A 21,615-nucleotide genomic window follows, 5' to 3' on the forward strand; every position below is an offset into this window, starting at 1 on the left:
AACTAGCACTAGGAGGTAGTGGTTTTGTCGCGTGGCATTAAATAACCCACCCCGCGAATCGTTTCAATTAATTGGGTATAGAGCTTGCGGCGTAAATGGTGAATATGCACCTCTACTGCATTACTCTCCACTTCTTGTCCCCATGAATAGAGTTTGTTTTCGATTTGTTGACGTGATAACACGCGCCCTGCATTGAGCATTAAAGTGTGTAAGACAGCAAATTCACGCCCCGAAATATCAATGGCTTGATCTTGATAATGCACGGTATGAGCGGCTGGATCTAGCGTGACTCCACCCACACACAAGACTGGATTAGTATGACCATTTAAGCGTCGGACTAGAGCACGTAAGCGGGCGGTGAGTTCACCCATATCAAAGGGTTTAACTACATAGTCATCCGCACCACTATCTAAGCCGATAATACGGTCTTGCACCGTATCACGCGCCGTTAGAATTAAGACAGCGGTATTAGTGGTGCGACTACGTAGCCGTTTGAGCACATCTAGCCCTGATAATTGCGGTAAACCAAGATCGAGTACTACCGCACTATAAGGTTCTAAATTCAGCGCACTATCTGCCTGCTTGCCATCCTTGACCCAATCGACGCTATAGCCTGCTTGGGTTAAACCCACTTGCAAGGCATCACCCAATAGCGCGTCATCTTCCACCACTAATACCCGCATAATTGCATCCTAACTTGTCATTAAATACCCAGCGACAAAACTAATACTGGCGAGGACTAAGATTACGCCTACTACTGGATAGCTGTGCTCAATACGCTCGCTTGCCTCAGCGGTTTTTAAGCCGGTCACCATTGAGCGCGGTAAGTTTTCCTTATGTAATACACTGCTGACTATAACGCCGGCAATGTGTATTAGTACTACCCCTAACATAGCGTTAGCCGCGATTTCATGCAGCTCCTCAAATAGCTCTTCGGCAAACTCTTCACCGCCTATTTCCCAATACAAACTAATACCGCTCACTGCAATGGTGATACCTAGTACCAGCAAAATGAAAATAGCCCAAGCTCCGGCTGGATTATGACCAATATAGTGAGCGGGTCTAGGACTCAATAGCGATTGCAGATAAGTCAGTACTTGTTTGGGGCCATAAGCAAACTCACGAAAGCGTGCATAGCGAGTACCGATAAAGCCCCAGAGCAAGCGAAAAATAATTAAGCCCGCAAATAAATAGCCCAAGGCAAGGTGAATATCCCGATAGCGCTCACTATCACCACTGATATAAGCCCCGCCAAAAGCTAACACCAGTAGCCAATGAAAAGCACGAGTCGGAAAATCCCAAACTAATTGATTTGGTTTCATGCTTCACTCCTAACGCGGAATACGCACAGCATCTTCGTCGAAATTGCCTTTATCGGCTTGAGTATGGCACGCCATACAATTAGAGGCGCTTTTAACCTTGGGATTTTTCCAAGTGGCTTGGGAAATTTCGTCGTGCTCACGCTTAAACCATGTGGTTTCGGTGATGCGTAATACCGGCTCACCTTGTTTAGTTTCTACCCGACGTTGACTCGCATTTTGCTCTAGGAAGGGCAGTATCTCTTTCATGGTATCGGCATCTAAACTGGCATCCGTTCCAAAATGATCGCCTAGCTTATTCATCATAGCCTTCCAAGATTCAGCGGGTAACATGCCGGGAGGATAAGCCATATGACAGGCACTACATTCGGTTTTCCACGTTTCATTGGAGACCTTCATAAGGGAGCTACGTCCTTCATGATATTCACCCATTCTTTCACGACCTTCGTGCTCTTCATCCTCATCATCATCGCCCATGACCACTTGGAGGGTCGTACCTAAGCCAATTAAGCTAGTCAACACTAAGGCTAATAAGAAAGGTTTTTTACGTAATGTCATTTTAGCTATCCCTTATTTATTAAAAGTCAGTAAATAGGTAATCACGTCACCTTTTTCTAAAGCGCTACACTCACGATCAAGCACATCATTACAGTTACGCTTAAACCATTTCTCGACTTTTTTAGGGCTAGTAAAACGTGCAGCATTAGCGCTAGGGGCTAAAGGATCAAGCGCCTTTCCGGTTTTAGCGTGTTTGCCTGTTTGTGTTGGATTAGCGGTATGGCAGCTCGCACAGCTCCAATCATTGCCATGCGTTTGATTAAAAAATAGTTTGCCACGTTCAGCATTAAAGCCGCTGAAGTTTCCTTGTGCTTTTGCACTGGCAGCATAGGTGGCTAAAAAGTCTTGTGGGGTTTCAGCGCTTGCAGCCGAGCTTAGTAATAGCGTACTCAATACCAGAGTAGATAAGGTTTTAGTGAACATAGTGGTAATCCTAAGGAGGGTTTTTAACTATGTTTAGGAGCTTAAAGACCGATTCTTAAACCTGCCTTATGTATCTCCTACTTTGTGTGGGGTTAAGGTGTTGAGTATGGATTGAAGTCTATTTAACGCTCGACCTTAGGTCTGTTAATATCAACCGTCGGCTTTTCACAAGCCCTTAAACCCCTGCATGGAGAATACGCAATGGCAACGATTGAGTTACGTGGTGCGGATCAAGCTGAAGTCGAACAATTATCCGAGCAATTAATTAGCGAGCTAAAAGCTATTGGTGCGGATACTGATTGGAAGGTGGAGTATTCAACCGAACAGGTCGAGTCCAAAGATATAACACGCGGTATTGATTTAGTGCCCTATATTCCTATTGCGGTCGCCGCAGTCAGCGCGGGTGGGGCGCTGTCCTTATTTTTAAGTCAAGACAGTATCTTAGGCAAAATCGCGCAGATTTTTGAAAAGCATATTGAAAGTAAAAAAGCCGAGCTAGTGATTAAAGCCGAAGATGGTAGCTCTATTGAAATACGCGCCAATATGTCAGGGGGCGATATTGAAAAGATCTTGCGTGAAGTCAATCGTCGTGATCGTGCAGTTACTAATAATCCGTCCAGATCTGAATGAGTTAATGGTGGTTTATTCAGATTTTAATTTGAGTACCAAGGCAGCTTTTAAACTCTGCCTTGGAGCAACTAATGTCAATAGATCTAGGCAAACTTAGATATTTAGCCTACTGATTAGGTTGGTCGTATCTGATAAGCATTTAAACGCTTTTCTAATACTTTAAATAAATACACCAGCGCGTAAGTCATTATTAAATATAATACCGCTGCACTTAAATACATTTCATACACCGCAAAAGTTTTCGAGCGAATTAAATCCGCAGCACCCGTTAAATCAATGACAGTAATCGCACTAACTAATGAGGTGGCTTGTAATAAAAATACTACTTCATTGCCATAGGCGGGTAGGGCAATGCGAAAAGCTTTAGGTAATTGCACGCGTTTAAATAGCATCCATTTCGACATACCAAAGGCTTTGCCTGCTTCAATTTCGCCGCGTGGGACGGCTTGTAAAGCCCCTCGGAAAATTTCTGCGGTATAGGCAGCGGTATTTAAAGTCAGGGTCAAGACTGCACAAAACCACGCATTACGAAAATACTGCCATAGACCTATATCGGTGAGTGCGTCCCTAAATTGTCCACTACCAAAATAAATGAGGAAAAGCTGGACTAAGAGCGGAGTACCACGAAAATAAAACACAAAACCCGTCGCTGGCCAGTTCAGCAATACGTTTTTAGAGCGCAAGGCTAGGGCGATAGGAATAGCAAGTAATAGCCCTAAGATAACGCTGAGCACGGTCAGCTCAATCGTGACCAGCATGCCATTGAGTAATTTAGGTAAGCTATCAATAATCAGTTGCCAATTCATTATACAGCCTCCCTGATACCTCTACGTGACCACTGTTCCGCGCGTTTTAGCACGATCATGGACACGAGGGTAATAGCCAAAAACATTAACGAGGCGGTGAAATAAAAGGTGAAAGGCTCACGAGTGGCTTGAGCGGCGACTTTAGCTTTGCGCAGCAATTCATCGAGCTGAATTAAGGAGATTAACGCAGTGGCTTTAATCAAGACCATCCACACATTGCCTAAGCCGGGGAGAGCCATACGCATGGCTAAGGGAAATTGTACACGTCTAAAAGCTAATACTTTGCTCATACCTATGGCGCGTGCTGCTTCCATCTGCCCGCGCGGAACAGATAAAAATGCACCCCGCAATACTTCGGTACAAAAAGCGCCATAAATAAACCCAATGGTGAGAAAGCCTGCGACAAACGGATTGAGATCGATGCGTATTTCATAGCCCAGTGCTGCTGCACCATCTTGAATCAGCTTAGGCACACCATAGTAAACCAATAATAATAAAATCAATTCAGGCACACCACGTACTACAGTCGTGTAAGTATGGGCAAGCCAATTAGCAAATTTAGACTGGGAAAATTTACCCCAAGCCCCTAATAAACCAAATAAAATCGCCATGATCATGGCACAGATGCCCACTAAAACAGTCATCTGCAAGCCTTGTAGCAATAGCCAACCGTAGCCTTGTAAATCAAGCATGGGGCTTCTCCCAAAGTGGTGGATAGATGATATGCACCTCACGCCTAAAAAAGATCAATAGGTGCAATGTGTTATCTAAGCGCTTTTAGGTTAAATTAAATAAGCGGCTGAGGCTATAGCAGAATGGCAGGAGTCGATGATTTATAAGGGCTTTGGTATGACAAATGATTAAGGCACAAGCAACTGCGACAGTTTTTGTGCCTTAATACAGTGTGAAGCTCAGCAGAGTTTAATGGGAATGACCACTATGACTGTTGCTATGACCGCTAGAAGAACCACTCCACTGCACATTAGTAAAGGGAGCGCTAACACTGCCACCGCCCGTGCCCCATTGTACATTAGTGAACGGTGCACTGACGCCACCGCCATAACCACTACCACCCCATTGTACATTAGTGAATGGAGCGCTAACGCTGCCACCATTGCCACCCCATTGCACATTCGCAAAGGGAGCACTTACTCTACCAGAGGAGCTAGAGCTACCCCCTGTTAATCCACCTAATAAACCACCCAAGCCACCACTGCCGCCGCCACCCATCACGCCGCCTAATAAACCGCTAGCAATCGAGGTAATAGGGCTAAGTAAACCACCCAACATACCGCCACCGCTACCACCAGTTAGACCGCCTAATAAGCCACCGCCGGAGCCGCCCCCCATAATGCCACCTAATAAGCCGCTGGCAATCGAGGTAATAGGGCTAAGCAACCCGCCCAACATACCACCACCGCTACCACCGGTTAGACCGCCTAATAAGCCACCACCGGAGCCGCCTCCCATGACGCCGCCTAATAAGCCGCTGGCAATCGAGGTAATAGGGCTGAGCAATCCACCTAGTAAACCCCCGCCTGAGCCACCCCCTAATAAGCCTCCTAACAGACCGCCACCAGAACCTGTACTGACTTTATTAGATGAAGCTGTTGAACCACCGCCTAGGACGCCACCGAGTAAACTAGAAATAATATTGCTCATGATTTTTTTCCTTGAATCTGTTTTAGAAAAGTACTTTTCTGGTTAATCTAACTCTTTAATTTTGTTGTGATCTTGTGCGTGATAGGGGAGGGTTTGGGACTATCAAACAAAAGGATTGTAATAACCGCAATGGTTAGGTTTAGGCACTAAAAAAGCTATCAATGCAAGATAGAATTGCTTTTAAAACCGATAAGTGCATGGAGAGTAAGAGCTAAATAATGTCCCTCAAGACATAACGTTAACTACCTGAGTGAAAGTTATCGGGTATTTCTGGAGCAGTTTTGGCGGCAGGGATGCCGCCTTGAAGCGTACAAGGATGTATTTACAGCGACTGCGGAGATAACTTTTGAATGACTACTTATCTAGCCTTATAGTAAAGGGGCAAGAATATGCGTGATACTTTCCTTAAAGCGTTCAATTAGGGGTAAACGAGCACGCATTTTGAGGGTTACTTCACGCGCTTGATGGCAGAGATCTAAAAAATCTTGGCGTAGTTGAGCCGCTATAGGCGCGTCGTAGATAAATAAATTACCTTCAAAATTTAAGCGAAAACTACGTTGATCCATATTGGTAGAACCTAAGGTCACAAAATGACTATCAATCATCACGGCTTTAGCGTGAATCATCGCGGGATAATATTCAAAAATACGCGCACCCGCCCGCAATAAATCATCCCAAAAAGAGCGCCCTGCATAATAGACCAAGGGATGATCTGATTTTGCGGGTAATAACAGGCGTACATCGACCCCACGTAAGGCTGCCGTTTGAAGGGCAAGCATTAACGGGCGATCAGGGACGAAATAGGGGGTTTCCACCCAAATACGCTCGGTTGCCATACCCATAGCCGCAAACAGCATGGTGTAAATCGCTTGCCAACCTTGATCCGCAGGGCCACTCGCTAAAAATTGCGCTGATACAGCTCCTTCTAATACTGAGACAGGAAAATAAATGCTTTTAACTAGATTTTCTCCAGTAGCGTGATACCAGTCCTCACAAAAAGTCTCTTGTAAATCTTTAGCCACAGGGCCTCTAATTTGTGCATGTAAATCCAGCCAAGGCTCGGCGAGTCCCGCATAGACATTGCCAATATTCATCCCGCCTGTGAAGGCAATATCACCATCAATGACTATAATTTTGCGATGATTGCGGTGATTAATATTGATACGACGACTGAGCAAATTAACCTTTAAAAAACGTCCTACTTGTCCGCCTACTTGTTGCAAAGGTTTAAAAAAGTGGCGGCGGGTGTGGCGTGATCCCACATCATCCACCAATACCCTTACCTCAACCCCACGTTGAGCGGCACGTATTAGGGCATCGCGCATGCGTCTGCCCGTAGCATCAGCTTCCCAAATGTAATACAGCACATGGATATGATGCTTTGCCTCATCAAAAGCGGTTTCTATGGCATGAAAGGTAGTTGCTCCTTCTCGATAAATCTGCACTTGATTACCGTCAGAGGGACCAATTTTATCGAGCTGATGAGCTAGATGCACAATTGATGCGGGAATACCAATCAGTTGTGCTTCTTGTTGTATGTCTAATTTGAGGCGCTTGATGTCGGGGGCAAGTTCGGCTTCTACCTTACGACGTTTACGTTTTCTAAAGTACAGACGTGTTGTACCAAACAGCCAAAAGCCTAATAATCCAATGATAGGAATAAAAATAATAGCTAACGCCCACGCGAGCGTTGCACCCGATTCGCGGCGCTGCATAATCACAATCGGCAGCAATACCGCAATGATCAGTAAATCTAAAATAATAATCGTTGTGCCTAGCCAATGATCCCAAGGCGTACTCACGTATTAAACCTCTTTTTTTGTGCTTGATTTAATTATAACGGTTAGTCTGTAGGGGCGTGTGAATGCTAAGTGATAGGAGGTGAATTAGCTATGTGTTTAAAGTTAGCAGGCTTATGGATCTAAGAGTCATACTAATGCTTTTAAAGGCTGAAGGCGTTAAGCTAGAGAGTCTGATTGATACCAATAATTAGGAGATTGTATGCACCACCTAACATCAGCTGAACTTGATGCTCATTGGATGCCCTTCACTGCGAATCGTCAGTTCAAACAAGATCCCCGCCTCATAGTCAAAGCCGAGGGCACTTGGCTCTATGATCATGTAGGGCGTAAGTTATTTGATGGTTTATCAGGGCTGTGGTGTTGTGGTTTGGGGCATACGCGTCCAGAAATTAGTCAAGCGGTCGCGGCACAAGTGGGTACATTAGATTATTCGCCGGGCTTTCAGGTGGGGCATGCGTTAAGTTTCCAATTAGCTAAGCAGCTCACCGATCAAGCCCCTCAAGGGTTAAATCATGTGTTTTTCACTGGATCAGGTTCGGAGTCAGCCGATACCTCATTAAAAATCGCTAGAGCCTATTGGCGTGTCAAAGGTCAAGCCAATAAAACCCGTCTCATTGGGCGCATTAAAGGCTATCACGGCGTTAATTTTGGTGGTGTAAGTGTTGGGGGGATTGTCGGCAATCGTAAACTGTTTGGTGCAACCCTAGAAACTGACCACCTCAATCATACATGGCGAGCGGAGGCTGCATTTAGTAAGGGTATGCCTACCGAGGGGGCGCATTTTGCCAATGAATTGGAGGAGATGATTGGCTTACATGACGCCTCTAATATCGCGGCGGTGATTGTAGAGCCGATTGCAGGCTCCGCTGGAGTGATAGTACCGCCTCAAGGTTATTTAAAGCGTCTGCGTGAGCTGTGTACTCAACACAATATCCTATTGATTTTCGACGAAGTGATTACTGGATTTTACCGCACCGGTGAGTTTTATGGTTCGACTACTTTTGGCGTTAAACCCGATATGATCAATCTCGCTAAAGGTGTCACCAATGGCGCGATTCCTATGGGAGCCGTGATTGTCACGGATGAGATTTATCAGACCTTTATGCAGCAAAACCTACCGGAGCATGTGGTGGAATTTCCGCATGGTTATACTTATTCCGCGCATCCAGTGGCGTGTGCAGCGGGCTTAGCAGCAATGGAGTGTTATAAAAAAGATAATACCCGCGCTCAAGTTCAAGCCTTAGCGCCTTATTTTGAAGAACTGATTCATAGTTTAAAAGGCTTGCCGCATTTAGAAGATATTCGTAATTTTGGTTTAGCAGGCGCATTGCAATTACAGGCACGAAACGGTGATGCGCTAATTCGCCCGCGTGAGGTGTTTGAATATTGTTGGGATAAAGGCGCTTATGTGCGTTACGGCGGCAATACTATTCAATTAGCACCTGCCTTTATTACCGATAAAACTGATTTAGCTGAGATGTTTAATATTCTGAGCGATGCTTTAAACGCAGTGCAGTAATGTGATGTAGGGGCAAACCTATGTGTTTGCCCGTCTCTAAACAAGGTGTTACCGAGGGCAATTTGAGGGTAAACACGTAGGTTTACCCCTACAGAGTTAGGTTTTAAGGTAGTGGTATGGCGGATATTGAGCGTTTAGAAACGTGGGTAAAGTATCGCAAAGGGTTGTGTGATGACTGTAGGGGCAGTTGTTGCACTATGCCTGTTGAGGTCAAGGTGTTTGATTTAGTGCGTCTAGGTTTGGTCGATGAATTTGAGTTAGAAGAGCCTTTGAAACAGATTGCTAAGCGTTTGGAAAAGCAACGTATTATCCGCCATTTTAATGCTAAGACTGAGCTATTTATTTTAGCGCAACGCTCGAATGGCGATTGCCTATATTTAGACGCTCAGTTGCGCCGTTGTACGGTTTATGAAAATCGTCCTGAGACTTGTCGAAAGCATCCTATAGTAGGACCTAAGTCTGGGTATTGTGCCTACACTCCACAGCTCAAGGTCTAGAACAGTAGACTTCTATTTCTGCTTCAGAAGCAAGGTATGATTTTTTAATACAAGTAAGCCTTACTTTAGTTGTTTTAATAATAAAAATAACCCTTATTTTATGCTAAAATAGATCATGATTATCCCTTACTTTGAGGTATTAGTGTGTTCAAGCGCTTGTTATTAAAGGAGCTGGGTAATTGGCTTCACAACCCCCAACGCAAGCCGCTAATTCTGCGTGGTGCTAGGCAGGTCGGTAAGACCACTCTTGTTTCTCTGTTTGCCGAACAATTTGATCAATTCATTGCATTGAACTTGGAACGACTCGAGGATAGGAGGTTATTCGAGCAGAACTACACGATTCAGGAATTAGTTGAGGCGATTTTCTTTCTGCATGGCAAAGATCGCCAGCAAACTAATACCTTGCTATTCATCGACGAAATCCAAAATTCATCGGCTGCTGTTGCTATGCTGCGCTATTTTCACGAGAACTATCCCGCATTGCCTGTGATTGCGGCGGGTTCATTACTGGAAAGCTTGTTGGATAGGCATATCAGCTTTCCAGTAGGGCGAGTAGAGTATTTGCGCGTCCATCCACTGACCTTTGAAGAATTCCTAATGGCTGTTGAAGAAGAACAAGCCGCCGCCCTGCTTAACCAGATCCCTTTGCCGACCTTTGCGCATGACAAGTTGCTGAAATTGTTTCACCGTTACGCTCTGATTGGTGGTATGCCGGAGATTGTCCAGCAGTATGCAGCCACGCGTGACCTGACCCAACTACGCTCGATTTACGACAATCTGCTCACTGCCTATCTGGACGATGTTGAAAAATATTCGCCGCGTGATTCACAAACCCCCGTGATTCGTCATGTTATCCAAGCAGCTTTTAGAGAAGCGGGCAATCGCATTACGCTAGCAGGTTTTGGGCAATCTAATTACGGCTCAAAAGAAGTGGGCGAAGCCTTGCAAGTGCTAGAAAAAGCTTTGCTTTTGAAACGCTGCTACCCCGTGACAGATACACATTTGCCACTAATTCCCAATCTGAAAAAATCCCCCAAACTACAATTGTTGGATAGTGGACTCGTCAACTATTTTTCTGGGTTGCAAACGGACATTTTTGGTAGTAAAGACCTAAACAGTATTTATGGTGGGCGAATTATCGAGCATTTAGTGGGGCAGGAGTTATTGGCAAGCCACTCTTCACTATTGTTTCAGTTACATTTTTGGGTGCGCGAGAAAAATCAGTCTAACGCCGAAGTGGATTTTGTAGTGGCACATGGCAATAAGGTCATTCCTATTGAAGTGAAATCGGGTGCAACAGGGCGGCTGCGCTCGCTGCATCAGTTTATGGATCAGGCTGATCATGGTTTTGCAGTACGTTTATACGCAGGGAAGTTGGAGGTGGAGGATACGGTTACAGTGGCGGGAAAGGCATTTAAGCTATTGAACTTACCTTATTATCTGGGTGGGAAGATTGATGGGTATTTGGAGTGGCTGTTCCGGTAAGCATTCACACCCTCAGCCATTAAGCGCTATGATCTAGACTCTATAGTTTCTGGGAGCTTTCAAGGATGGTTACACTCACCCGCGCTGAATTTTTACAAGAAATGGCTAATAAGCAAATCAACCTTGCTGAAGCCAAACGTGAGCCGCGTCTTGCCGCTTTTAACTGGACTGGTGTCGATGCTAATAACAATGGCTTTATTAGCGGGGCTGAAATGGAGCCATTGTTTAAAGCGCTGGATCGCCTTGATAATAATGGTGATGGTCAGTCGGTTAATCTAGGTGCTAGCACTCAACCCACAGCCGTAGGGCGTGCTATGGCAGCCTTGCGTGAGTTAGCTAAACCGCTTCCCACCACTCCCACCCCTACTAACACCGCGCCAGCCCCAGCCCCTAGCCCAGCCCCCGTAAGCCTAGGAGTGTTACGCGATACCGCCCTAGCTAAAGGTTTTCCTAATGGCTTACGTGCTGAAATCAAACGTGGAGCCAGTGGTTCAGCCGTGGTCGCTGTACAATATGCGCTAGGACGCTTAGGGTATCTAAAGGATTTATGTGATGGAGCCTTTGGGGGCAATACCGAGCAAGCCTTAAAAGCGTTCCAAAGCCAGCGCGGGTTAGCGGTTACCGGAACAGTCAATGTTCAAACCTTAAAGCTGCTTGATCAATTAGTAGCTAATCTTGATCCACGTACCCCCGCAGCAAAAGCTCCCGATCCCTTACTTTATCTCTCTTCCTTCCGCCAATTAGGATTACCAGTCATTAATATACGCGGCACTGCGGAGATTTATTCGTGGGCTAGTGCGGAAATTCAAGCCGCTTACGGTAAGTTCGTGGGTGATTATTGGGAAGTGATGAAGCGTAATCAGGTCGAAGGGGACTGTAAAAATATTGCCTTATTTTTTATGGATCAGTTTCGTAAGCAACTATTAGAAGATCGCTTGATTCAGCTCCCTCATCCCGTGTTAAAAACCGCAGCGGCTGAAAAACGTTGGATTGTAGCCACTACAGATAAAACCCAAGGCTTATTTACCCGCGCGGATCGCTTGCAACGTACCACGGGATTACGGGTTACTCGTATGGGCTATGAGGCTATTTTAAAAGTCCAAGCGCTTGATCCAGAGCACTCAATGCTGTATGGCGTGAATGTGCATTACCCTGAAGTGAGCGCTAATCAGGTAGCCAAAGCCGCAGTACGTTTATTTGATTGGAATCCGGCCTATGACAATCGGGGCAATAGTGCCAAACCGGAAGTACCTATTAATCAGTTAAAAGCGGGTAATCTGATTTTCATTGACCATACCGGAGACGGTTCATTTGATCATACCGTGACAGTAGTTAAGGTAGAAAAAGATACCTTACAACGCACACGTAAGCTCGTCTTAGCCGTCGGTTCTTATGATGATGTGCGTGACAATAATGCGGCTACCAGTGTGGAAGGGGTGGGATTTAGTATTGTGAATACTTATTCCGAGGAGGTTGTGGTTACGTTAGATACCAATGGTCAAGTGACCTCTTCTGAAGTGACTTATAGTTCTGAACCTAGTTATTTAGTCGATACCCGTTATAGCGCTCGCACCACTTTAATGGAGCAAAAAGCGGGTGGGAAATTAATTGTGGGGCGTTGGGGCTAAAAACTGCTTGAGAGTAAGGCGTGATTTTATCCGCCTTTCTAAGGTGTCTAGTGCACAGCATGCTAGACGCCTCAAGCGACCTAGGGCAAGATGTACGCCATTGATTTCAATCTAAGGATTCATTATGGCGGGTGCAAGTCTGTTAACGCTCTTAGACGACATTGCCACAATTATGGATGATGTCGCGCTCATGACTAAGGTCGCGGCTAAAAAAACCGCAGGCGTATTAGGCGATGATCTAGCGCTCAATGCGCAGCAAGTTGCGGGCGTGCGGGCAGATCGTGAGCTGCCGGTAGTCTGGTCAGTAGCCTTAGGCTCTTTATTAAATAAAGCGATTTTAGTCCCCGCTGCTTTATTGATTAGTTATTTTATCCCGCAAGCGATTACCCCGCTGTTGATGATTGGTGGTCTTTATCTATGCTACGAAGGGGTAGAAAAACTGTTTCATAGCTTAAAAGATGATGAGGCAGAGCACGCTGAGCATTTACATGCTTTAGTCGATACCAAAACCGATATGGTAGCCTTTGAGAAAGATAAGATAAAAGGCGCTATTCGCACCGATTTTATTTTATCCGCTGAGATTATTGTGATTGCACTCGGTACGGTAGCGAGTATGCCGCTCACTACACAAATTCTAGTCCTGACCTTGATTGCTTTAGCCATGACCGTAGGCGTTTATGGTTTAGTCGCGGGAATTGTTAAACTGGATGATTTAGGCTTGTATCTGAATCGTTTAGGCGGTAATTCCCCATTGAAAAAAGGTTTAAGAGCACTAGGTCGGGTGCTTTTAAATGCAGCCCCCTATTTAATGAAAACCCTCAGTATTGTCGGAACCGCAGCCATGTTTATGGTAGGGGGAAGTATTTTAATGCATGGCTTAGGTGAGCTAGTGCCTGTCGTGCATCATACTTTAGAACATATTGCTCAATTGGCAGCGACTGTACCTAGTATGGGTTCCTTCCTTGGGGTGGTGACTCCCACCTTGCTGGATACGGTTGGTGGTATTATTGCAGGGGCTATGGTGTTAGTGATAGTCACGCTGATCAGGAAGCTCTTGGGTAAATCCACTGAGCAACAGGCTTAAACATTCCGATACTAAGCCTACTCTCTAGTGAGAGTAGGCTTTATAATGCCCTACGTTTTTTTTAATCCACTATGGCTTGTATTCAATGCTGTTAAATCGTTCCTTAGTGCCTACTCAAATGGCTTGGTGGCACTATGTCATGGCGCTCGTTGCGGGCTTAAGTTTAGTGTTTGCGTTTGCCCCATTTGCTTGGCGAGTCGTGGCTTGGTTAGCGCCAGCCCTGTTGTTTTGGTTATTGTTAACTCCTAGCACTTTAAAACAGCGCTTATTCATGGCTTGGTTATTTGGTATTGGAGTCTTTGCGGGGGGAGCGCATTGGCTATATGTGAGCCTACACGACTATGGTGGTGCGAATGCTTTTTTAGCGGGGCTAATGGTGGGTATTTTTGTGCTTTTGATGGGACTGTATCTACCTGTGCTAGCAGGATTAACCCATTTAGTCAGGCAGTTTCCCAATACTTTAAAATTATTAGTATTTTTTCCAGCATTTTGGTGGTTAAGTGAATGGTTACGCGGTTGGTTATTACTCGGTGGCTTTCCTTGGTTGCAGTTAGGTCATGCACAAATTGATACGCCACTGGTAGGCTTTGCCCCCCTGATTGGCTCACAAGGAATTAGTTATTTAGTCGCACTAGGGGCTGGAGCTTTAGTCCTATTAGTAATAGGTACGACTAAAACGCGCATTGCGGCGCTGGCTATGTTTATTGGTCTTATGGTGACAGGTTATTTCTTAAAATCAGTACCTTGGACTACGCCGACGGGAGAAAAGCTTTATATCAGTCTTATTCAAGGCAACCTCTCGCAAAACGAAAAGTTTATTCCTGAATTACGCAATGAGCATATTCAAAAACAAATTGATATGACGATGTACCCTGAGGAGCAGTCACCCTTAGAAACCTCGCATATTGTGATTTGGCCAGAAACTGCTTTGCCAGACTATTTCCACAATGCGATGGATGATGTGGTTTATCCTTTGATGGATGCGACCAAAAATACTAATAGTGATTTATTAATTGGGGGCTTTTATACCGATACCCAAAATAAAACCTATAACGCTATCATGCGCATAGGTGCAGACGAGCGCCTTGATGTGTATGGTAAGCAGCAGTTAGTGCCCTTTAGTGAATATACACCGCTACTAGAATACTTCCGTTGGATGGAAAAATTCATTCGGGTCCCCTTTGATAATCTCAGTGCTTGGACAGGGGGCGTGACTATGACTATCGCCGGTCAAGTCATGCGTTTGTCGGTTTGTTATGAGGATGCGTATGGAGCCTTAATGCTTAAGGGTTTGCCAGAAGCAACGATGCTGGTAAATGTGAGTAATGATGGTTGGTTTAAAGGCTCGATTGAGCCAGCCCAGCACGCTGAAATTGCACGTATGCGTGCCGTGGAAGCGGGGCGCTATATGGTCAGAGCAACTAATACCGGTATTAGTCAATTTATTAATCCTCAGGGCTATGTAGAGGCTTATGGGGCAGAAGATACTCAGGTCGTGGTTGCCAGTTATGCCCAACCTATGACCGGACGTACTCCTTATATGTTATGGGCAGATTATGCTGTGCTAGGTTGGATACTGGCATTAATGGCAGTGGTTTACTTATTACGTAAGCGCTGGACTAGCCTATAATCCTAGACACTGCGGGTTTGCGGCTAGACGAACCCCTTATAAGTTGGAACTAGCTGATAATTATGAAAATTAGAACGCTCATTCTCATCCTTATTTTTATTCTATTGTTGGTGCTAATAGGGGCGATTTATTGGTATATCACCCATTATAAACCCACGCCTACGACCCCTACGGAGCCAGTAGAGCCAGAGGTCATTACTCAGCCAGTAGAGCCAGCCCCGAAGATTGAGTTGCCGCGCTATGGTGGTCAAGCACGTATGCCTTTAGGGATGAATGCTAATGAAATTCATCATGAGGATGCGAGCTTTCCCTTTGTGGATTTATTTCGTATGGCCGACCCGTTTAAAAACAATCCTATGGGCTTAAGTACTGAAAAGGTTGAATATGATGCGAATGGTTGGCCGATTAATCTGCACGGCGGACAGGCGGGAACTAAGTTCATTGGTAAAATGATTCCAGAGGCTATTCCAGCAGGGCAATACACCGTGCTCTATGATGGGCAAGGGACTATTACCTACGGACATGATGTTAAAGTCGTGAGTCAAAGCCAAGGGCGTGATGTGATTACCTTTCCTCCGGGGGAGGATAATCAAGTTGATGCTAGTCTGATGCTTAAAAAGCTGAATAAAAAAGACCCGATTCGGAATATCCGTATTTTGCCTCCGGGCGGGATTTGCCATGACGATATTTTTACCTATGTCAAAAGTGCAGATGAGTGTGTAGGGAAGGGCGATTATCTGCCTTATGAACGGTACTACAACTCGATAGTGTTTAATCCCGACTATTTGAATTATCTCAAAGATTTTCAAGTAGTGCGTTTTATGGGTATGTCAGGGATTACCCGTAATCCTGCGAGTCATTGGTCTGAGCGCCCACGCATGGAGGAGTCTTCTTGGGGGGGAACTTATGGTGAGCGCGGAGCACCCTTGGAAATTCAGGTTGATCTAGCGAATCGCCTCAAAGTGGATGCGTGGTTTAATTTACCGCATCAAGCCGATGATGAGTATGTGCGTAATACCGCACAATATATTAAAGAGCATCTCGATCCAGAGCTGAAAGTGTATATCGAGTACACGAATGAGGCATGGAATACCAATTTTTCCCATAGCGAGTACACGCAAAAGAAAGGGATTGAGGCAGGTTATAGCCAAAACTCGGTCGAGGCGGGGCAAGAATATTATGTAGTGCGTTCTCTAGAGGTGTTTAAAATCTTTGAGGAAGTATTGGCTGAGCGTAAGGATAAGCTAGTACGTCTATTGGGTTCTTGGGATACGCGTCCTGATTTGACTAAACGTTTATTAACTTATCGAGAGGCTTATAAGCATATTGATGCGATTGCTATAGCTCCCTATTTTGGCGGTAACGTGCGTGATTTTCGTACTTCAACTACGGTCGATGAAATTTTTAAATATGCAACGGAAGATGGCTCATACCGCTCATTAGCAGAGTTACTTAAACATATCCAAGAGCAGGCTAAACTAACCCGTGAATTTGGAGTGGATCTCATTGCTTATGAGGGGGGGCAAAGCCTAGTCGATTGGGTGACACGAGATGCAGGTGAGCATCCTAATCCGCTATTTTTTGCAGCGAATCGTGACCCGCGTATGGGCGAGCTATATACCCAAATGCTCAATGGCTGGAAGGATGCTGGCGGCGGCTTATTTGTATTATTCTCCTCGCCACGCACTTGCCAATGGTTTGGTTGTTGGGGGCTGAAAGAACATATTCGCCAAGATCCTGATACTGCCCCTAAATACCATGCCGTCATGGAGTTTATGAAAAACAATCCCGACTGGGGTAAAGAAAATATTTCACCCAAGCCTACGACTCCAGAGCAAGTGGCTCAAGTCGCGGCTAGTGTAGCCAAGCAATTAGCCGCTGAAGATAAACCGCGCAAACCCGAAGATCCGGTGATTGTGTTTCGTCCTGCTAAGGAGCCGGAGCGCTATTTCTTTTTAGAAAATCCTCGTACTTTAGATACTTTAATCACTGGCGATACCTGGGTTAAAAAAGATTTATTTGGTAAATGGCAAGCTAAGTGGGATCAGACCTTTATCTATCTGACCGTGCGAGTCTATGACGAAGCGATGGTGAATGACTCTGAAGACCCGACTCAAGATGATTCGATTGAGTTTATGATTGATGCCGATAATAGCCGTTTGGATCAGTACGATGGGGTTAATGACTTTAGATTTATTTTTGCTTGGGGACGTGAGCAAGTAATTTTTAGTGATAACTCACCCGCACGAGTACGCGACCCCAACTTTAAATTACCCGATGACTTTAAATATACACTAGAAAAAACAGCGGACGGCTATGAGCTAAAAGCTTATATTCCGTGGGCTTTATTAGGCGTAGAGCCTGTTATTGCCAAGCGTGTGGGTGTTGAGGTGCAAGTGAATGATGATGATGACGGTGGTGAGCGTGATAAAAAAATTTCATGGATTGCACGCCAAGCTCATGCTGATATTGATCCGCGTTTGTTTGGTGTCGTCATTATTAGTGGGCGTTAAGTGAGAAATTATTGCTTAAAAGGGCACGGGCAGCAGACACGCTTGCCCGTGCCTCTACTAGCGTAAGGTTTAGCGTGCGCTTAGCGTGGTGGGTGCACTGCTTGGAATGTCTAGTGTAATGAAATGGTTTTCATGACTGCTTAGCTGAAATTGTTGCCTAATTAGTTGATTTTCATAACGTACTTGTGCCATGTACTGCCCTGTAGGTAGGGATAATGCTGCCGTATGGCGTTCAGAGTGATAAATAGGTTTTTTAGCTGCCAATTTCTCTAGTTTATAAATGATCAAGTCAACCTTTTTAAATAAAGGTTCGCCCTGCTGTTGTACCATTAAAAAAAGGCGCGTTTGGTTGTTGGAAGCTGCTAAAGCCTGTTGAGTGGCACTAAGCAGTAGAATAAACGCAAGGGATCTGAACAGTGTGCGGGTCATACTAGCCTCTTATTTTAGTTATTTATCAGTATGTCTACGGTTGATTCATTATTTTAATTTTGCATGCCGAGGATGGAGTGGTTTATTTTTATAATAAACTTTATTTATTATTTTATAATAAATATAAATAATCAATATGAGTGAGTATAATTTTAGCTGAACGCAGGGGGTAGAATGTGATGGTTACAGGACTATTAATGCAAAAGCGCTAACCTAAGTGGACTAGCGCTTTGAAATAGCAAGTAAAATGCAGCCGAGATCTTACCAAATAAAGCTAGGCTCATGATAATAGCTACGTCCATCGCGGGGTGGATGTCCCTTGACATAGTGAGAATAGCGTTTTGGAGGTGGGCAGTATTTGGCATAACTGACCGCACGCGGACGTGATACTACAGTGCTAGTAATCACGGTAGTGGTGACGACTCGCGTCGTTTTAATAGGTTTATAAGTAACCTTCGTAGTATGACAAGGAGCACCGCAGTGTCCTGAGGTGACAAATGTGGCATAGGTAGCATGTGCTTGCGTACTTAAAAAACCTAATCCCACAACGCCAGCCGCCATAATTGGTTTAAATAGATTTTTCATTAGGCTCTCTCCTAGAAAGGGGTTAATAAATGGCTGAATAACCGGGGCGAATGTAGCCGCTATCAAATGCCGCTAGAGCTACCCGATTAGATTTTTTAGCCAACATTTTTGCCTGACGGCGTAAGTCACGAGCTTGTAGACTCATACCCACAGCATTGACACCATAGTAGCGTTTGCCGATTGCTACTTTGTGTTCTAATGCACCGGCTTGTTGATTTAAGCACCAAGCTTGTGCACGTAATGAGTTACCTTTGTGCACAACGGGTGCTAAAGGGCCTGCTACAGCAGTTTGTTGTACACCGAGTGTCGCTAAACCACCACTAATCACTAATAATACTTTTTTCATTGTTCTAATCCTTGTGCTTGGGGAAAATGATCCTTCCTCACTATTAAGCGTAGTAAGGTTTTTGTAAAAAAATGATTGTATTTTTTTATTTTAATCAATAAGTTGATTAAATTTTTTAAGGGGGTTTTAGGCTACGTTAGCTAGGGTTTTACTATTAAATAAGCTTATTTGGGTAAAGCTGTTCTGATTTAGCAGAAAAAGTTAAGAATGGGGCTTTGTGGTATTTTTGCTACAAAAAACTTTGATTAATGGTGGTGATTTAAAGATAGCAGGTAGAGTAACGTAAGGTAGTTGGCACTTTATTTGCTCTTTTAAACTACTAGCTAAGTATCGGAGTGAAGTATGGAGCTAACCCCGCGCGAGAAAGATAAATTACTACTGTTTACCGCTGGTTTATTAGCGGAACGGCGCAAAGCTCGTGGTTTAAAATTGAACTACCCCGAAGCCGTCGCCTTAATTAGTTGTGCCATTTTAGAGGGAGCGCGAGACGGTAAAACCGTAGCTGAGTTAATGAATTATGGGCGTACCTTACTCACGCGCTCCGAGGTCATGGAGGGTATTCCCGAAATGATCACTGAAGTACAAGTCGAGGCGACTTTCCCCGATGGTACTAAATTAGTCACAGTACATGATCCGATTATCTAAGGAGTAGCTTATGATTCCGGGTGAAATAATAGCCGCTGCGGGCGAGATCGAATTAAATGCGGGTCGTGCTACGGTGAATATAGTAGTGGCTAATACAGGTGATCGTCCTATTCAGGTGGGTTCACATTATCATTTTTTTGAAACCAACGATGCTTTGCACTTTGAGCGTGATCAAGCGCGCGGGATGCGCCTCAATATTCCCGCCGGAACTGCGGTACGTTTTGAACCCGGGCAAACCCGTGAAGTGCAATTAGTCGCTTATGCCGGAAGCCGTGAGGTATATGGTTTTCAAGGCAAAATCATGGGGTCATTATAAGGATTAGGAGTCGTTAACGTTATGACTAAGATTAGTCGTCAAGCCTATGTCGAAATGTATGGCCCCACGACGGGCGATAGAGTGCGTTTAGGTGATACTGCGCTCATTATTGAGGTGGAACACGATCACACGATTTATGGTGATGAAGTCAAGTTTGGTGGTGGCAAAGTTATTCGCGATGGTATGGGGCAATGCCAGCGCGTCGATGCTGAGGTCGTCGATGTAGTCATTACCAATGCACTCATTTTAGATCATTGGGGTATTGTCAAAGCCGATATTGGTATTAAACACGGACGCATAGTTGGCATTGGTAAGGCGGGTAATCCAGACACTCAAGCAGGCGTCACTATTTTAGTAGGTCTCGGCACTGAAGCCATAGCAGGTGAGGGGCATATTATTACAGCGGGTGGGATTGACTCACATATTCACTTTATTTGCCCACAGCAGATCGAAGAAGCTTTAATGTCAGGCGTGACCACTATGATCGGTGGGGGTACAGGGCCGGCAACCGGAACCAATGCGACGACTTGCACGCCCGGTATTTGGAATCTGCACCGCATGCTAGAAGCAGCCGATAGTATGCCGATGAATCTAGGTTTTTTAGGTAAAGGTAATGCTAGTTTGCCAGATGCCTTACGCGAACAGATAGCAGCAGGTGCGATTGGTTTAAAACTGCATGAAGATTGGGGAACGACTCCAGCAGCGATTGATTGCTGCTTAAGCGTCGCTGATGAAATGGATGTGCAGGTCGCTATTCATACCGATACTTTAAATGAGTCGGGCTTTGTGGAAGATACCTTTGCAGCCATTAAAGGGCGCGTCATTCATACCTATCACACCGAGGGGGCTGGGGGTGGACACGCACCAGATATTATTAAGGCAGCAGGTTTGCCTAATATTCTACCTTCCTCTACTAACCCCACGCGTCCCTATACCATTAATACGGTAGATGAGCATTTGGATATGCTCATGGTTTGCCATCATTTATCCCCCGCGATTGCTGAAGATGTAGCGTTTGCCGAAAGCCGCATTCGCCGCGAAACTATTGCGGCTGAGGATATATTGCATGATCTAGGTGCGTTTTCGATGATTTCATCTGATTCGCAAGCAATGGGACGCGTAGGTGAGGTGATTACTCGTACTTGGCAAACTGCACATAAAATGAAGGTTCAGCGCGGTGCTTTAGCACCTGGCTCGGAGGGTAATGATAATTTCCGTGCTAAGCGTTATATCGCCAAATACACGATTAATCCAGCTATCACACATGGCATTAGTCATGAGGTGGGTTCGATAGAGGTCGGTAAGCTAGCAGATGTGGTGTTATGGAAACCAGCGTTTTTTGGTGCAAAGCCTAGTCTTATTATTAAAGGTGGGATGATTATTGCCGCACCCATGGGGGATCCTAATGCCTCGATTCCAACCCCTCAGCCGGTGCATTATCGCCCCATGTTTGGTGCATACGGTAAGGCTTGTCAGGCGACGACGATGACCTTTATCTCACAAGCTGCTTTTAATGCGGGCGTGCATACTCAATTAGGTTTGCAAAGTTTAATCGGGGTAGTGAAAAACTGCCGCACGATTAGCAAGGCGAGCATGATTCATAACGACTATCAACCCCTCATTGAGGTGGATTCACAAACCTATCAGGTCAAAGCGGATGGACAGCTTTTAGTCTGTGAACCAGCGACTGAGTTACCTTTAGCTCAGCGTTATTATTTATTTTAGTCTTGGTAGTGAG

The 21,615-nt window shown here is 45.0% G+C and carries 22 protein-coding genes; 11 read left to right on the top strand and 11 right to left on the bottom strand.

Going from position 1 to position 21,615, the window contains the following annotated elements:
• Positions 1-8: 8 nt before the first annotated feature.
• Genes IPL34_RS11795 through IPL34_RS11810 form a run of 4 tightly spaced genes read right to left on the bottom strand, consistent with a single transcriptional unit; the run spans position 9 to position 2,300 of the window.
• Entirely contained in the window at positions 9-683 is a 675-nt protein-coding gene (locus tag IPL34_RS11795; RefSeq protein WP_296841644.1) for a response regulator transcription factor, read from the bottom strand.
• 9 nt (positions 684-692) lie between these two features.
• Positions 693-1,322, bottom strand: coding sequence for a cytochrome b/b6 domain-containing protein (locus IPL34_RS11800; protein WP_296841645.1), 630 nt, complete (start codon positions 1,320-1,322; stop codon positions 693-695).
• A 9-nt stretch (positions 1,323-1,331) separates the two neighbouring features.
• Positions 1,332-1,877, bottom strand: a complete 546-nt coding sequence (locus tag IPL34_RS11805; RefSeq protein ID WP_296841646.1) for a diheme cytochrome c — start codon at positions 1,875-1,877, stop codon at positions 1,332-1,334.
• A gap of 12 nt (positions 1,878-1,889) precedes the next feature.
• Positions 1,890-2,300, bottom strand: coding sequence for a DUF1924 domain-containing protein (locus IPL34_RS11810; protein ID WP_296841647.1), 411 nt, complete (start codon positions 2,298-2,300; stop codon positions 1,890-1,892).
• Between the two features lie 201 nt (positions 2,301-2,501).
• On the opposite strand from IPL34_RS11810, the gene IPL34_RS11815 reads away from it, so the two are divergent.
• Entirely contained in the window at positions 2,502-2,930 is a 429-nt protein-coding gene (locus tag IPL34_RS11815; protein WP_296841648.1) for a hypothetical protein, read from the top strand.
• A gap of 113 nt (positions 2,931-3,043) precedes the next feature.
• On the opposite strand, the gene IPL34_RS11820 is transcribed toward IPL34_RS11815, so the two are convergent.
• From IPL34_RS11820 to cls, 4 genes are all read right to left on the bottom strand, one after another.
• Complete coding sequence (locus tag IPL34_RS11820) at positions 3,044-3,736, bottom strand: ABC transporter permease (protein WP_296841649.1); 693 nt, start codon at positions 3,734-3,736, stop codon at positions 3,044-3,046.
• Entirely contained in the window at positions 3,736-4,428 is a 693-nt protein-coding gene (locus tag IPL34_RS11825) for an ABC transporter permease (protein ID WP_296841650.1), read from the bottom strand. Before IPL34_RS11825 ends, IPL34_RS11820 begins: the two co-directional genes overlap by 1 nt.
• Positions 4,429-4,657: 229 nt before the next feature.
• Positions 4,658-5,398, bottom strand: coding sequence for a hypothetical protein (locus IPL34_RS11830; protein WP_296841651.1), 741 nt, complete (start codon positions 5,396-5,398; stop codon positions 4,658-4,660).
• Positions 5,399-5,766: 368 nt separating this feature from the next.
• On the bottom strand, positions 5,767-7,200 hold the full coding sequence (gene cls / locus IPL34_RS11835; protein ID WP_296841652.1) for a cardiolipin synthase: 1,434 nt from the start codon (positions 7,198-7,200) through the stop codon (positions 5,767-5,769).
• A 199-nt stretch (positions 7,201-7,399) separates the two neighbouring features.
• Here cls and IPL34_RS11840 point away from each other — a divergent pair, with 199 nt between their 5' ends.
• The 7 genes from IPL34_RS11840 to IPL34_RS11870 all read left to right on the top strand — a co-directional run bounded on the left by IPL34_RS11840 (position 7,400) and on the right by IPL34_RS11870 (position 17,556).
• The gene (locus IPL34_RS11840; RefSeq protein ID WP_296841653.1) at positions 7,400-8,719 is read left to right on the top strand and encodes an aspartate aminotransferase family protein; all 1,320 of its coding nucleotides are present in this window, start codon (positions 7,400-7,402) and stop codon (positions 8,717-8,719) included.
• Between the two features lie 116 nt (positions 8,720-8,835).
• A complete protein-coding gene (locus IPL34_RS11845) occupies positions 8,836-9,216 on the top strand; it encodes a YkgJ family cysteine cluster protein (RefSeq protein ID WP_296841654.1) in 381 nt (126 codons plus the stop codon).
• Positions 9,217-9,360: 144 nt separating this feature from the next.
• Positions 9,361-10,701 (top strand): AAA family ATPase, encoded by a 1,341-nt coding sequence (locus IPL34_RS11850; protein WP_296841655.1) that lies wholly within the window; start codon positions 9,361-9,363, stop codon positions 10,699-10,701.
• Between the two features lie 65 nt (positions 10,702-10,766).
• A complete protein-coding gene (locus IPL34_RS11855) occupies positions 10,767-12,329 on the top strand; it encodes a peptidoglycan-binding domain-containing protein (protein ID WP_296841656.1) in 1,563 nt (520 codons plus the stop codon).
• A 124-nt stretch (positions 12,330-12,453) separates the two neighbouring features.
• Entirely contained in the window at positions 12,454-13,413 is a 960-nt protein-coding gene (locus IPL34_RS11860) for a DUF808 domain-containing protein (protein ID WP_296841657.1), read from the top strand.
• A gap of 85 nt (positions 13,414-13,498) precedes the next feature.
• Positions 13,499-15,043: an apolipoprotein N-acyltransferase gene (gene lnt, locus IPL34_RS11865; RefSeq protein ID WP_296841658.1), complete on the top strand. Its 1,545-nt coding sequence runs from the start codon at positions 13,499-13,501 to the stop codon at positions 15,041-15,043.
• 62 nt (positions 15,044-15,105) lie between these two features.
• The gene (locus IPL34_RS11870) at positions 15,106-17,556 is read left to right on the top strand and encodes a sugar-binding protein (protein ID WP_296841659.1); all 2,451 of its coding nucleotides are present in this window, start codon (positions 15,106-15,108) and stop codon (positions 17,554-17,556) included.
• 69 nt (positions 17,557-17,625) lie between these two features.
• Here IPL34_RS11870 and IPL34_RS11875 read toward each other — a convergent pair whose 3' ends face one another.
• The 3 genes from IPL34_RS11875 to IPL34_RS11885 form a co-directional block, all read right to left on the bottom strand.
• Positions 17,626-17,985 (bottom strand): hypothetical protein, encoded by a 360-nt coding sequence (locus IPL34_RS11875; RefSeq protein WP_296841660.1) that lies wholly within the window; start codon positions 17,983-17,985, stop codon positions 17,626-17,628.
• A gap of 261 nt (positions 17,986-18,246) precedes the next feature.
• Positions 18,247-18,570 carry a hypothetical protein gene (locus IPL34_RS11880; RefSeq protein ID WP_296841661.1) on the bottom strand — a complete coding sequence of 108 codons (324 nt, stop codon included), beginning with the start codon at positions 18,568-18,570 and terminating at the stop codon, positions 18,247-18,249.
• 22 nt (positions 18,571-18,592) lie between these two features.
• A complete protein-coding gene (locus tag IPL34_RS11885) occupies positions 18,593-18,916 on the bottom strand; it encodes a hypothetical protein (protein WP_296841662.1) in 324 nt (107 codons plus the stop codon).
• A gap of 342 nt (positions 18,917-19,258) precedes the next feature.
• Between IPL34_RS11885 and ureA the strand changes: the two genes are divergently transcribed.
• From ureA to ureC, 3 genes are read left to right on the top strand one after another with little or no spacing between them, the layout of a single operon-like run.
• On the top strand, positions 19,259-19,561 hold the full coding sequence (gene ureA, locus IPL34_RS11890; RefSeq protein ID WP_296841663.1) for an urease subunit gamma: 303 nt from the start codon (positions 19,259-19,261) through the stop codon (positions 19,559-19,561).
• A gap of 10 nt (positions 19,562-19,571) precedes the next feature.
• Complete coding sequence (locus IPL34_RS11895) at positions 19,572-19,877, top strand: urease subunit beta (RefSeq protein WP_296841664.1); 306 nt, start codon at positions 19,572-19,574, stop codon at positions 19,875-19,877.
• Between the two features lie 21 nt (positions 19,878-19,898).
• Entirely contained in the window at positions 19,899-21,602 is a 1,704-nt protein-coding gene (gene ureC / locus IPL34_RS11900) for an urease subunit alpha (RefSeq protein WP_296841665.1), read from the top strand.
• Positions 21,603-21,615 lie beyond the last annotated feature (13 nt).

The organism is Thiofilum sp., assembly GCF_016711335.1.
Lineage (GTDB): Bacteria > Pseudomonadota > Gammaproteobacteria > Thiotrichales > Thiotrichaceae > Thiofilum.